Source organism: Anoxybacillus sp. MB8, assembly GCF_011006755.1.
Taxonomy (GTDB): domain Bacteria; phylum Bacillota; class Bacilli; order Bacillales; family Anoxybacillaceae; genus Anoxybacillus; species Anoxybacillus gonensis.
This window is the reverse complement of record NZ_RXXX01000004.1, coordinates 1-14,112: the sequence shown is the minus strand read 5'-3', so window position 1 is coordinate 14,112 and position 14,112 is coordinate 1. Positions and strand designations below refer to the sequence as shown.

The window sequence follows — 14,112 nt, the reverse complement described above, 5'->3', positions numbered from 1 at the left end:
ACTTTGTGACGGAGAAAAGGAGACTCACGCATGTTCCATGTTAGCGGGATATGTGTGGGTCTTTTTGTTTTCTGTCAAAATAAAATGGCAAAGGGGGAAGAAAGGCTATGACACCATTTATAGCCGAAGTTGTAGGGACTGCATTATTAATTATTTTTGGAGGAGGTGTTTGTGCAGCAGTTAGTCTGAAAAAGTCGTTTGCTCAAAATGGTGGTTGGATTGTGATTGCAATGGGTTGGGGACTTGGAGTTGCTATTGCAGTATATGTCGTGGGGCAATATAGTGGAGCTCATCTAAATCCTGCAGTTACATTGGCTTTAGCATTTAACGGAGATTTTCCTTGGAATCAAGTTCTAGAATACGTTCTAGCTCAAATGATTGGTGCAATGATTGGCGCAACATTTGTGTTTTTGTATTATTTACCACATTGGAAAGAAACAGAGGATGCAGGTGTGAAACTAGGTGTTTTCTCTACTGGACCAGCCATTCCAAATCGTTTCGCTAATTTACTTAGCGAGATACTGGGAACTTTTATTTTAATTGTTGGAATTTTAGCAATCGGAGCGAATAAGTTTACAGAAGGTTTAAATCCACTTATTGTCGGCTTTTTTATAGTCAGTATAGGCCTTTCTCTAGGAGGAACGACGGGATATGCGATCAACCCTGCAAGAGATTTAGGTCCGAGAATTGCACACTTTTTATTACCTATACCAGGTAAAGGAAGTTCGAACTGGGGGTACGCTTGGGTTCCTGTTATTGGTCCTTTGTTAGGAGGTTCATTAGGAGGGCTTTTTTATAAAGCTGTATTTAAAGGACAAATGACACAATCATTTTGGTATGTTTTTATGATAACGGTATTTATTTTAATCATTGCATTTGTATCAGAACAGAGAAAAAATAACAACTTGCAAGCAGCAAGAAAAATAACAATATAAATATAATGGAAAATATAGGAGGAGAAGGGGTATGGATAAATACATTTTAGCTCTTGATCAAGGGACAACGAGTTCGCGTGCCATTTTATTTAATCAAAAAGGGGAAATTGTGCATATGGCACAAAAAGAGTTTGCACAATATTTTCCTCAACCAGGATGGGTCGAGCATAATCCGAATGAAATTTGGGGCTCTATTTTAGCTGTCATTGCAACAGTATTGTCGGAAGCGGCTATTGAGCCAAAACAAATTGCGGCAATCGGTATTACAAACCAACGCGAAACGACAGTCGTATGGGATAAACAAACAGGGCAGCCGATTTATAACGCGATTGTATGGCAATCACGCCAAACAGCGCAAATTTGTGAACAATTGAAACAGGCTGGATATCATGATGTATTTCATAAAAAAACAGGTTTGCTCATTGACGCTTATTTTTCAGGAACGAAAGTGAAATGGATTTTAGACCATGTTGATGGTGCACGTGAAAAAGCAGAACGAGGGGACTTATTGTTTGGAACAATTGACACATGGCTTACTTGGAAACTGTCTGGCGGAAAAGTACATGTAACTGACTACTCTAATGCGTCAAGAACGTTAATGTTCAACATTTATGAGCAAAAATGGGATGATGAGTTACTTGACATTTTGCAAGTGCCGAAAGCGATGTTGCCAGATGTTCGACCATCTTCAGAAATTTACGGACATACGGCACCGTACCATTTCTTCGGACAAGAGGTACCGATCGCTGGAATTGCAGGAGATCAGCAAGCGGCATTATTCGGGCAAGCATGCTTTGAAGAAGGAATGGCGAAAAACACATACGGCACAGGTTGTTTTATGTTAATGAATACGGGTGAAAAAGCCGTTCAGTCAAAGCATGGTTTGTTAACGACGATTGCGTGGGGGATGGATGGGAAAGTCGAGTATGCACTAGAAGGGAGCATTTTCGTTGCTGGATCTGCAATTCAATGGCTACGTGACGGATTACGAATGATTAAGGAAGCAAAAGATAGCGAGGCGTATGCAATAAAAGTGCAGTCAACGGATGGAGTATACGTCGTGCCAGCATTTGTAGGACTTGGAACACCATATTGGGATAGCGACGTACGAGGGGCAGTATTCGGCTTGACGCGTGGAACGACAAAAGAGCATTTCATTCGGGCAACACTTGAGTCGCTTGCATACCAAACGAAAGATGTGTTAACTGCCATGGAAGCAGATGCGGGAATTACGTTAAAAACGTTGCGTGTAGACGGCGGAGCAGTCCAAAATAACTTTTTAATGCAATTTCAAAGCGACATCCTCGGTGTGCCTGTTGAGAGACCAATGATTAATGAGACGACTGCACTAGGTGCGGCTTATTTGGCAGGACTTGCAGTTGGATATTGGCAAAGTAAAGAAGAAATTGCGAAGCAGTGGAATATTGATCGCGCCTTTGAACCGAAAATGTCTACTGATGTTCGCCAACATTTATATGATGGATGGAAAAAAGCAGTTCGCACTGCACAAATGTTTAAATGAAAACAAAACCAGCTACCCACTCGGTAGCTGGTTTTGTTTTAAAATAAAACTATGTTCTAAATAATCAACAGAAAAATAAAAACTGTCTCTACATGAGGCAGTTTTTATTTTTCTGAAATATGATTGTTTTTGAATGATATGTGAAAAATTATGATAATTTTTGATTAAAATTGAACGAATTTGATTGATTTTTTGATGATACTTCGGTATGATAAAGATGTAAGCGGTTTAAAAAAAGGAGGTGTAAGATTGTTAACACCAGAAAGACATCGCATTATTTTGCAGTTGCTACAAGAAAAAGAAGTTGTAAAGTTACATGAATTTGTTGAAGCAACACAATGTTCGGAATCGACGATTCGACGTGATTTAAGCCAACTAGAAAAAGAAAAAAAATTAAAGCGCGTTCATGGTGGGGCTGCGTTGTTACAACAAAAAAGAGAAGAGTTGAGCGTTTTTGAAAAATCGACGAAAAACATTCATGAAAAACAACTCATTGGAAAATACGCAGCAAGTCTTATTCAAGATGGTGATTGCATTTATTTAGATGCAGGAACGACAACATTACAGATGATTCCTTATATTGAAGCAAAAAATATCGTCGTCGTAACGAACGGCATTATGCATATTGAAGCATTGTTAGAAAAAGACATTCCAACGTATCTTGTTGGTGGGCTAATTAAGAAAAAAACGAATGCGTTAATTGGTCGAGGAGCTATTCACTCGTTGCAACAGTATAGTTTTGACAAATGTTTTATCGGTGTAAACGGCGTTCATATTGAATTTGGTTATACAACTCCAGATCCGGAAGAAGCGCTTATAAAACAAACTGCTATTCATTTATCACAACAAGCTTTTGTATTAGCCGATCACTCAAAATTAAACGAAAGTACGTTTGCCAAAATTGCACCATTACAAGAGGCAACGATGATTACGGATGAAACAGATGAAGAGTTGCTAGCAATGTATGAAGCAAAAACGACAGTAGAGGTTGTGAAATCATGATTTATACATGTACGTTAAATCCTTCCGTCGATTATGTTGTGAAAGCACAACAGATCGAACTTGGAAAATTAAATCGAGCAACAAAAACGGCATATTTTCCGGGCGGAAAAGGAATTAATGTGTCGCGTGTATTGAAACGGTTACACGTTCATAATATTGCTCTTGGATTTATTGGTGGATTTACAGGTCAGTTTATTGCTGATGAATTGAAAAGAGAGCATATTTTAACAGATTTTATTACTGTACCTGGACAAACGCGACTAAACATTAAGTTAAAAGGGGAAAAAGAAACGGAAATAAATGGGGAAGGGCCGGTTATTAGCGACGAACATAAAGAAGCGTTAATTGCTAAAATTAAGCAATTAAAAAAAGGAGATATCCTCGTTTTAGCAGGAAGCCTTCCGCCTTCGGTAGATGATACATTTTACGTCACGATGATGGAAGAAGCAAAAAAACGACGGGTTGCTGTTGTCGTTGATACGAGTGGCAATGCACTGAAACAAGCCGTTGCATACGAGCCGTTTTTACTTAAACCAAACCAAATAGAGCTTGGAGAATTGTTCGGAGTGAGCATTCATAGTCGTCATCAAATATTGGAATACGGGAAAAAACTGATTAACAATGGTGTCCAGCACGTAATTGTTTCACTTGCTGGAGATGGGGCCATTTTGTTCCATAAAGATGTGATATTAGTCGCTCAAGCTCCAAAAGGAATAGTGAAAAATTCGGTTGGTGCCGGCGATTCGATGGTAGCGGGTTTTTTAGCTGCATATGTGAACGAAGCATCGCTTGAAGAAGCGTTTCGTTATAGTGTTGCCGCGGGGAGTGCAACAGCATTTTCGGAAGATTTATGCACAGAAGAAGAGGTTCATCGCTTATTAGATGAAGTAAAAATTATACGAATGGAGGATCGGGTATGAGAATAACAGATTTGTTGACAGAGGATACGATTGTTCTTGATTTGAAAGCGCGAACAAAAAAAGAAGTGATTGAAGAATTAGTAGATGTTCTTGAAAAAACAGGAAAGTTAAACAATCGTCAAACGTTTATTGAAGCAATTTTTGCCCGTGAAGCACAAAGCACGACAGGGATTGGCGAAGGAATTGCTATCCCTCATGCAAAAACGAAAGCGGTGCGCACTCCAGCCGTTGTTTTTGGACGTTCGAAAGAAGGAATTGATTACGATTCGTTAGACGGAAAACGAAGCCATTTGTTTTTTATGATTGCCGCACCTGAAGGAGCAAATAACACACATTTGGAAGCGTTATCCCGCTTGTCGACATTGTTAATGGATGCATCGTTTCGTTCAAAAATTGAAAACGCTTCGACAAAACAACAGATCATTCAGGCGATTGAAGAAAAGGAGGGAGAAATGGTGACAGAAGAAAAACAACCATATGGAAAGAAAAAAGTGTTAGCTGTTACCGCTTGTCCGACAGGAATTGCGCATACGTATATGGCTGCTGACGCCTTGAAGGCAAAAGCAAAAGAAATGGGAGTAGATATAAAAGTAGAAACAAACGGTTCAAGTGGTGTGAAAAATGAGTTAACACAACAAGAAATTGAAGAAGCGGTCGCCATTATCGTTGCAGCAGATAAGCAAGTAGAGATGGATCGATTTGATGGAAAACATGTTATCCAAGTACCTGTTGCCGATGCTATTCGTAAACCCGAGCAACTTATTGATCGAGCTTTAAAACAAGAGGCTCCAATTTATCGAGCAAGCGGTGGACAGCGTTCATATGCATCAAAAGAACGAACAGGATTTTATAAACATTTAATGAACGGCGTATCGAATATGCTTCCGTTCGTTGTCGGTGGCGGTATTTTAATTGCGATCTCATTTATTTTTGGTATTAAAGCATTTGATCCAAATGATCCATCATTCCATCCGATAGCAAAAGCGTTGATGGATATTGGTGGTGGTAGTGCCTTTGCACTTATGATTCCGGTGTTAGCTGGTTTTATTGCGATGAGCATAGCGGATCGTCCAGGATTTGCTCCGGGGATGGTCGGTGGATTTATGGCAGCAAATGGCGGTGCAGGCTTTTTAGGTGGACTAATTGCGGGCTTTTTAGCCGGCTATCTCGTTGTCGGATTGAAAAAATGGTTTAGTCGTTTACCGCAATCACTTGAGGGAATTAAACCGGTTCTTCTTTATCCGTTATTTGGAATATTGCTTACAGGATTTATTATGATGTATGTCGTCATTGATCCAGTAAAAGCGTTAAATGAAGGAATGAAAACATGGCTTGAAAATATGGGAACAGGCAACCTTGTTTTACTTGGTCTGATCCTCGGTGGTATGATGGCGGTTGATATGGGTGGCCCGATTAATAAAGCGGCGTTTACGTTTGGCATTGCGATGATTGATGCCGGAAATTATGCCCCACATGCAGCTATTATGGCAGGTGGAATGGTGCCTCCTTTAGGATTAGCACTTGCAACAACATTATTCAAAAAGAAATTTACAAAAGCGGAACGGGAAGCAGGAAAAACGTGCTATATTATGGGTGCTTCGTTTATTACAGAAGGGGCCATTCCGTTTGCGGCAGCTGATCCAGGACGTGTCATTCCTTCCATTATCGTCGGTTCAGCCATTGCGGGGGCGTTAACGATGATGTTTGGTATTGGACTTCCAGCACCACATGGTGGCATTTTTGTTATCCCGATTGTAAAAGGGAATCCATTGTTATATGTGCTTGCCATTTTCATCGGTTCACTTGTGACTGCATTAATGGTTGGATTCTGGAAAAAAGAAGTGAAAGAATAATAGATTATAAGCGCGCGATGAGAAAAATCGCGCGTTTTTTATGAAAACTATTTGACAAAGATAATCATTATCATTTAATATATTTACTGAAAATAATTATCAATTATATTTATAGGGGGATTACTGATGGCAAAAGTAATCATGGTATTTACAAGCATGACAGGCAATACAGAAGAAATGGCGGAAGCGATTGCTCAAGGCGTTCGTGAACAAGGAGTCGAGTTAGATGTAAAAGAAGTGTTGGATGCTACCGCAACAGAACTTGAACAATATGACGGCATTTTGCTCGGAGCGTACACATGGGGAGATGGAGAACTGCCAGATGACTTTTTAGATTTTTATGATGAATTGAATGACGTGGACTTAACAGGAAAAAAAGCGGCTGTTTTCGGCTCATGCGATTCAAGTTATGAAAAATATGGTGCTGCTGTTGATATTTTAATCGAAAAACTGCAAGAATGTGGGGCTGAAGTCGTTCTTGAAGGATTGAAGATCGAATTGACGCCAACAAATGAAGATAAACAATTATGCATTGCGTTTGGTAAGGAATTTTCTAAACAGTTATAAAAGGTCGTTTCACATACGACCTTTTTCATTAGTTGAACTATGTTCTAAATAATCAATAAAAAAGAAAAGAACAAGTCAATAAATAACTTGTTCAAATTGGGATCGCTTTTTCGTTTTTTCGTGAAAATTTCTCAATATCTGATTTATAATAAGATGGAAAATACATATATACGTCTGTTCCTTCCCCCACTTCACTATGAATAAATAAATCTCCTTTCATCGTCTCAACAATGCGGTAAACAACCATCATTCCAAGACCCGTCCCTTTTGCTCCTTTTGTTGTAAAATAAGGTTCTCCTAATCGTTCAATTTGGTCTTTTGTCATGCCAACTCCTGTATCACTAATATGAATAAGCACGTAATCTTTATCGATTGATACGTTAATACGCAATGTACCTCCATTTGGCATCGCTTCAATAGCATTTTTCATGACGTTCAACAAACATTGTTGAAATTTTTGGCGTTCTCCTTTTACCGCAAATGGCAAGAGGGACGTTTGAATTTCGATGCTGTTCATGTTAGCGAGGGGACGTAAAATATCAATCACTCGCTCAATTTCGGTTTTTACATTTAATTTTTCGACATGTTCTGGAGCTGGTTTGGCGAACGTTAAGTAATCTGTAATAATTGCTTCAGCGCGGTCAATTTCTTCAATTGCAATTTGAATGTATTGTTTATCTTTATAATTCATTCGTTCACTTTGCAGTAACAATTGCATAAATCCTCTAGATACAGTTAATGGGTTGCGCACCTCGTGTGAAATGGAAGCAGCTAAATGTCCGACCACTTCCATCTTTTCGGCACGAATAATGCGTCGACGAAGGTCACTATGTTTTTGAATCGTTTCAGTAATATAGGCACCTAAAAACGCTGCAAGTGGTTGTGCTGGAAAATATGTTGAAATAATGTGTAAAATTTGGTAGTCATCAACAATCCATATGCTAGAGAGTATCATTGTTAACATAGCTGTTCCGATTGATAAAAGAGTAATCGAAGTAATTCGTTGTTTCGAAGATAAAGATGTTTGAAACTTTCTGTAAAGAAAGAAGCAAATAATAACTTGGATAGTTGTAATGATCATCGTCACAATAATACCTTCTGTGCCACCGATAATGATGCGATAAATAACAGCAATGCTCGAAAGAAAAAGGGCTGACAATGCTCCTCCGTATAAACCGCCAATCCAAATAGCGACTTGACGTAAATCAAAAATAAAACTGCCTGCTATATGTATAGGGAATGTCATACAAAATATAATGCATATCCCGATCGCTATCGTTTTTAAAATTGTTTTTACGTGATCGGATATGCGCCGTTCTTCAAGCCAGATAGGAACAATTAGTAGCGCTAATATAATAAAAAATAAATTTAGCAATATTTCTTTAATTAACGAGGGCATATAAAGCCGCTCCTTTCAAAGAATCATTTGTTTGAATTGTCGAAATATTTTTGTCGAATTGTCTTCTATATTGTAAGAAAAGTTCATCATGTTGTGAATACATAATCGTTCGATGTTTTATGTCACGTTTCTACAAATTTTGCGCCATCTCGCATCTTTATGTGGTATGATGGGAAGAAAAGGAGATGAGAGAATGGGTGAGAAAGCGTTAACGAATAAAAAAATTGCACTATGTGCCTCGCGTAAAATAGAGGAAATGGGTGCGCTTATCGTTAAACAAGGGGGCATTCCGATCTTGCGTCCTGCCCAAGGAACGATGTTTTTTAATGAAGAGCTAAAACAACAACTTCATCAAATGGTCAATGAACCAGTCGATTGGTTTATTTTTACGACAGGAATTGGTGTTGACACATTAATGAAAAAAGCAGACGAGTGGGGGATGGGAGAAAAGTTTCTTCAAGCCATTCGTCAAGCGCATGTGGCGGTGCGTGGGTATAAAACGACAAACGTTTTACGTACATACGGCATAAGCCCGCACATAACGGCAGAAGACGGAACAACACAAGGTCTTGTGCATGCGCTAAAGGACGTGGAATGGACAGACAAACGTGTCGTTGTTCAACTTTATGGAGACTCAGCTCCATCGTTGCAACAATTTTTAGTTAAACGAGGCGCATTATATCAAGAGATATGGCCGTATCGCCATACGCCGCCTGCGGCTGATGTGATGAAACAGCTTATTGATGAAATCCTCTCTCGATCTGTACAAGCGGTTTGTTTTACATCAGCGATTCAAGTGCGCTTTTTCTTTTCATTTGTAAAGGAGAGGGGATATGTTCAAGAAATAAAACGAGCATTTGCTGATGATGTTGTAGCTGTTGCGGTAGGAAAAGTAACAAAAGAGGCGTTACATGAAGAAGGGATTGCACGCGTCATTGCTCCAGCTCATGAACGGATGGGAGCGATGATTGTTGAACTTGCCCAATATTTTGACAAGCAGTAGCTGTGCATACATGTATGCACAGCTACAGACGAAATAATTCAACTATTGTACGAAGTTGCTCGCTAAGTTTAGCAAGCGTTTGGGCAGCGGAAGAAATTTGTTCGTTCATGGCTAGCTGTTCTTCTGCAGTTAGAGCGCTCTCTTTACTTTTTTGCATGACTTGATGCGCTAGTTGTTTTAATTGTTTCATCGTTTCAGTTATTTCGTTTGAAATCGCGGTCATTTGTTCAATCGCTGCTGATGTGGCTTGTACTTTAGAAAACACTCGTTCTACTGAGTCATCAATCGCTTGAAATGAGCGTTTTGCCGTTTCATAGTATGTCGTGCCGTCAACAAGCTTTTTCGTATTTTCCTCGATGGCTTGCGCTACTTTTTTTGTTCCGATCTTTATTTGATCTAGCATCGTTTCAATTTCTTTTGCCGCTTCTTTCGATTGCTCAGATAGTTTTCGTACCTCGTCAGCGACAACAGTAAATCCTTTTCCATGCTCACCGGCCCGCGCAGCTTCAATCGCTGCGTTTAGGGCAAGCAAGTTCGTTTGTTCGGCGATAGCCGTAATGACGTTTGTAATTTTTCCAATTTTCTCAGAATGTTGTTGAAGTGATTCAACAAGTGTTTTTGTTGTAAACATGGCATCACGCATATCGGAAGCTTGTGTTGTCACCGCTTGAATGGAATGTTTCCCTTGATTGACAAAATCATGTGCTCGTTCTGCTGATGCAAGCAAATCTTCTGTACTTTCGGCAATTTGACTCATCCCGATGGAAAATTCATGTAAAGAATCGTCCGCTACTTTGAGCATGCGCAATTGTTGTTCCGCTTCTGCATATGTTTGCTCAGCCGTTTCTGTCGCTTTCTCGGACGACTGCGTACTTTGTTTTGAGCTAGCGGCAAACTGCTCTGCTTGCGATGCCATATGAATAGAAATATCCTTCATCGTTTCAATCGTTTGCTTCAATTTTGTTTTCATGTCATTAATTGATTCAATCATATATTTTGTTTCGTCTTTTGTTTTCACTGGCAAAGGTGGGGAAGATAAGTCTTGTTTTGCTATGCGTTGTAGTTCGTCAGAAACGAGGCGGATTGGCTTGGCAATTTGTCGACTAATAAAAAAGGAAGCAACGCTACCAAATAAAATGAGGGATGTGATAATTATGAGTGATATCATATACGTTTGTTTCATGTACTGTTCAATGTGTTGTTGATCCGTTGCTAATAATGTTTTTTGTCGCTGTAACATTTGTTCAGCCGTTTGTAAAAAATAGTTACCTGTTTGTTGAAGCTTCTGGACAATACTTGCTTGTTCTTGTTTATTAGTTGTACGTAAAAATTGTTGTACGAACTGGAAATATTGATATTCTAGTTGTTGTAACTTATTAATAACCGTTTTGCTTTCGGTTGTTGTTAACATTGAGCTTATTTGTTCGTAATTTGTATAAAAACTCCTTCGGTTTTCTTCATAACTCGCTAAAAATTTATCATCTTTTAGTAGCAAATAAGTTAGTATATCTTTTCTCTCTTCATAAAAAAGAGTGACCATTTCATCTGTTTTCGTAATGATATGGAAACGATGATCGATTAAGTGATTGTACATCTCTTTTGTTTCATTCATTCTAAATATTTGGAATCCTCCTACAACGATAACGATTAATAAAATGATGAAGCACCCTAAAAAAATTTTCCGACTAATGTTCATATTTTTCCTCCTTTTTCTATTTGTCCAATTTATTATATGTTTGGTAAAAGGACGGGTTTGTGCAAATAAAACAAAAGACATCCCAAAAATTAACTTGGGACGCCTTTTTTCAGTTTTGAAAATATAGGGATGGAAATGGTTCGACGTTCACGTGCTTGACCGATAAAAAGTAAGCTAAACGGTGTAGCGTGTATCATATAGCAAATACCGATGGAAGCAATGGTTGTCATGGCGAATAACATGACCGCTTGTAATAGGGAATACATCGTTGTCGGAATAATCGACACAAACATGGATAAGAAAAATACATGTCCGATATATGCTCCGTACGTATATCGACTAACGAAACGTAACGCTGTATATAGGAGCGATTTTGTTTGTACAATGGTGATTGATAAACCGTATAACAAGAAAATTTCTGATGTGACATATAACACCATTGAAGGTTTTAAATACGTAATCGTTGTTAAATCGATCGAAAAAATGCTTTGCGATGTAAATAATTCATACCCAACAAAAATAAATAAAGATAAAAATAAAAATGTGTTAAGTGGAATAGCTCGAATAACAAATTTTCGCCAAGCTGGCAATGTGTATGCGGCCATACCACCTAAACCAAAATAGAAGAAATAAGATAAAAATGTGCGATCAATGTAATGTACATATGATTTGCTTTGAACGAATGGAGAAATGAATGTAACAAAGCTCATGTAAATGATTGCACTAACGATAATAAATAATTTCCAATACTTTTTTTCATTCAGCCAACGGAAAAAGGGAACAATGGCGCCAATGAGTAAATGAAATTGTATAATCATGACGACATACCATAAATGAGGAGCTGCTTCCCCAAGCAATAGTTGTTTCATCGCTTCCCATGCGTGTGGATGACTAAATACAAAGTAAATAGATGACCATGTGATATACGGGATAATTAGCTCTCTCCATTTATGGGCCATGTAACGTGAGTAATGAATGGCTTCGTTTTGTTGTGCAATATGAAATCCAACTAAAAAGACGAACACAGGCGCAGAAAATTTGACGACTTGAAACAATATACTGATCATAATCGCTTCCTCAGCATGTGGAGAGCGATCATTCATAACATATAATAACGCACTTTGAAAAACGACCGCTAAAAATGCTAAACTTTTCATAACGCTTAGTTCTGCAGGTGTTTTTTTTATCATTTTTCCTCACCAGCTTCATTTGTCAATTTGTTCATATACTAGTATAATGCTAATAGTTTCACAAAGTTAGTTGAAGAATGAACATTTATTGAAAAAACAGTCTCAAATTCATGAATGTTAATAATTAGTGTCATGTGAAGCGTTTACAAAAGGAAGGTGAAAAACAATGCGTTATCATACTCATATTGTTTCATCATTAGCCATTGGTGCGGGGATTGCAACGTATACCCCTATATCTTTTACTGTTACCTATGCAGCAGGATTAGCTATTGGAGGGTTGCTTCCTGATATTGATGAACCAAATTCGTATATTGGTCGCCGCTCACTTGGTGTGGCGAAACAAGTGAAAAAGGCGTTTGGTCATCGTGGATTTACGCACTCGCTATTAGCATGGGGAGCGATCACAGCCGTTTTATTATTCCAACATTTTTCTCCTTTTACGCTCGGATTATGTCTCGGTTATGCGTTTCATGTGTTAGCTGATTACTGTTCGAGTCAAGGTGTTCCGCTACTTTGGCCATTTTCGAAAAAAAGATATCGTTTTATTATGACTTATCGTACGTCTAGCTTTTTTGAAACGTTGCTTTTTTACTGCTTTCTCGTTTTGTTTATTTATTTTTTAACGAACGGAGCGATAGAAGAGAACAGTTCATTCTTTTTGTTTTCATTTATTGATTTTTCCGAATAAATTGAATATGATTATGTTGAGATTGACAAAAATGGGGGATGAGGATGAAAACGGCAGATTTATGCGATCAATACGGGGAACGTGTACGCGTTTGTTCATTGACATTTCAAAGTTATGGTGGAAAAACATCATTTTATGGACCAATGACAACAGTAGATGTTTTTGAGGATAATGTACTTGTTCGAGAAGCACTAGAAACGGTACCCGCAGGAAGTGTAGTCGTTGTTGACGGAAAAGGATCGAGACGTTGTGCGCTTGTAGGGGATCGCCTCGCGCAAATCGCGTATGATCGCCAATTGGCAGGTATTATTGTACACGGATGTATTCGTGATTCGAAAGAAATCAGCACGATGCCAATTGGTGTCGTTGCCCTCGGAACATGTCCGCGCAAAAGTAAAAAAGAAGGAAAAGGGGCACGAGATACAGTTGTTTATTTCGGGGATATAGAGTGGAGGCCGGGTACATACGTATATGTTGATGAAGATGGGGTGATTGTTTCAGACGAGCCTTTGCATGAATAACGATTTGTTCGGTTATTCTATCGTCTAGGGGGGATAGGCGATGGAGAAAAAACGAACAATGCGAGAAGATGAAGTAGCGTTTGCTGAACAAGAGATCAACCGTTATTTTTATGGCTATCCGCATGAAGAAGGCGTTCCGTTTTATATGGGGAACAACACACCAGCTATTCGTGTTAGCAAGCGAGAAGAATGAGTCGGGCGATCAGCCCGACTTTTTTCATGAAAAATCTCGCAGGAAACCCCTGCTTTCAAGCATGGGGAGGAATGCGTGTTTTTGTTTACCTTTCACTAAAAATAAGATAAAATAAAATTAGTGAAAGGCGGTGAGGACATGAAATTGACTTTAACAGCAAAAATTAAAATTTTACCGACATCTGAACAAGAACAACTTCTTCAAAAAACGATGCAAGCATATCGTGATGCGTGCAATGCGGTGTCGGAAGTGATATACAAAGAAAACACCCTTGTGCAAGCCAAACTTCACAAGATGACGTACCGCAAACTTCGCTCTACATTTGGCTTAAAATCTCAAATGGCACAGTCTGTGTTAAAAACGGTGATTGCAAAATATAAAACCAACCAAACCAATGGACACAAGTGGTGTCAGATTGCGTTTAAAAAACCGCAAATAGACCTCGTTTTTAATCGAGATTACAGCCTAACCAAAGGGTTGTTTTCCATCAATACGTTAGAAGGACGAATCAAAGTTCCTTTTCAAACGAAAGGACTTGAAACGTATTTCGACGGAACATGGACGTTTGGAACAGCAAAGTTAGTGAACAAACATCAAAAGTGGTTTCTCCATATTCCTGTATC

The 14,112-nt window shown here is 38.7% G+C and carries 14 protein-coding genes; 11 read left to right on the top strand and 3 right to left on the bottom strand.

Annotation, left to right across the window (positions count from 1 at the left end; genetic code table 11):
• Nucleotides 1–107 precede the first annotated feature (107 nt).
• The 6 genes from EKC99_RS02450 (at nt 108) to EKC99_RS02425 (ending at nt 6,799) form a co-directional block, all read left to right on the top strand.
• Nucleotides 108–935, top strand: a complete 828-nt coding sequence (locus EKC99_RS02450; protein ID WP_019418310.1) for an MIP/aquaporin family protein — start codon at nt 108–110, stop codon at nt 933–935.
• Between the two features lie 31 nt (nt 936–966).
• Nucleotides 967–2,457 carry a glycerol kinase GlpK gene (glpK, locus tag EKC99_RS02445; protein ID WP_163150322.1) on the top strand — a complete coding sequence of 497 codons (1,491 nt, stop codon included), beginning with the start codon at nt 967–969 and terminating at the stop codon, nt 2,455–2,457.
• 249 nt (nt 2,458–2,706) lie between these two features.
• Nucleotides 2,707–3,459, top strand: a complete 753-nt coding sequence (locus EKC99_RS02440) for a DeoR/GlpR family DNA-binding transcription regulator (RefSeq protein ID WP_163150320.1) — start codon at nt 2,707–2,709, stop codon at nt 3,457–3,459.
• On the top strand, nt 3,456–4,379 hold the full coding sequence (gene pfkB, locus EKC99_RS02435; protein WP_009361176.1) for a 1-phosphofructokinase: 924 nt from the start codon (nt 3,456–3,458) through the stop codon (nt 4,377–4,379). Before EKC99_RS02440 ends, pfkB begins: the two co-directional genes overlap by 4 nt.
• Entirely contained in the window at nt 4,376–6,232 is a 1,857-nt protein-coding gene (locus EKC99_RS02430; RefSeq protein WP_163150318.1) for a PTS fructose transporter subunit IIABC, read from the top strand. Before pfkB ends, EKC99_RS02430 begins: the two co-directional genes overlap by 4 nt.
• A gap of 126 nt (nt 6,233–6,358) precedes the next feature.
• Entirely contained in the window at nt 6,359–6,799 is a 441-nt protein-coding gene (locus tag EKC99_RS02425; protein ID WP_009361178.1) for a flavodoxin, read from the top strand.
• A 91-nt stretch (nt 6,800–6,890) separates the two neighbouring features.
• Here the strand turns inward: EKC99_RS02425 and EKC99_RS02420 are convergent, their stop codons facing one another.
• On the bottom strand, nt 6,891–8,198 hold the full coding sequence (locus EKC99_RS02420) for an ATP-binding protein (RefSeq protein ID WP_163150316.1): 1,308 nt from the start codon (nt 8,196–8,198) through the stop codon (nt 6,891–6,893).
• A 193-nt stretch (nt 8,199–8,391) separates the two neighbouring features.
• Here EKC99_RS02420 and EKC99_RS02415 point away from each other — a divergent pair, with 193 nt between their 5' ends.
• Complete coding sequence (locus tag EKC99_RS02415) at nt 8,392–9,201, top strand: uroporphyrinogen-III synthase (protein ID WP_240468787.1); 810 nt, start codon at nt 8,392–8,394, stop codon at nt 9,199–9,201.
• 22 nt (nt 9,202–9,223) lie between these two features.
• On the opposite strand, the gene EKC99_RS02410 is transcribed toward EKC99_RS02415, so the two are convergent.
• Nucleotides 9,224–10,897, bottom strand: a complete 1,674-nt coding sequence (locus EKC99_RS02410) for a methyl-accepting chemotaxis protein (protein WP_163150314.1) — start codon at nt 10,895–10,897, stop codon at nt 9,224–9,226.
• Nucleotides 10,898–10,986: 89 nt separating this feature from the next.
• Nucleotides 10,987–12,087 (bottom strand): acyltransferase, encoded by a 1,101-nt coding sequence (locus EKC99_RS02405; protein WP_009361182.1) that lies wholly within the window; start codon nt 12,085–12,087, stop codon nt 10,987–10,989.
• Between the two features lie 166 nt (nt 12,088–12,253).
• Here EKC99_RS02405 and EKC99_RS02400 point away from each other — a divergent pair, with 166 nt between their 5' ends.
• From EKC99_RS02400 to EKC99_RS02385, 4 genes are all read left to right on the top strand, one after another.
• Nucleotides 12,254–12,775: a metal-dependent hydrolase gene (locus EKC99_RS02400; protein ID WP_009361183.1), complete on the top strand. Its 522-nt coding sequence runs from the start codon at nt 12,254–12,256 to the stop codon at nt 12,773–12,775.
• 44 nt (nt 12,776–12,819) lie between these two features.
• Nucleotides 12,820–13,296 carry a ribonuclease E activity regulator RraA gene (gene rraA / locus EKC99_RS02395; RefSeq protein WP_009361184.1) on the top strand — a complete coding sequence of 159 codons (477 nt, stop codon included), beginning with the start codon at nt 12,820–12,822 and terminating at the stop codon, nt 13,294–13,296.
• A 40-nt stretch (nt 13,297–13,336) separates the two neighbouring features.
• Nucleotides 13,337–13,489, top strand: a complete 153-nt coding sequence (locus tag EKC99_RS02390; protein ID WP_163150312.1) for a hypothetical protein — start codon at nt 13,337–13,339, stop codon at nt 13,487–13,489.
• A 138-nt stretch (nt 13,490–13,627) separates the two neighbouring features.
• A partial coding sequence (locus EKC99_RS02385) for a helix-turn-helix domain-containing protein (protein ID WP_483296087.1) occupies nt 13,628–14,112 on the top strand: 485 nt, incomplete at its 3' end.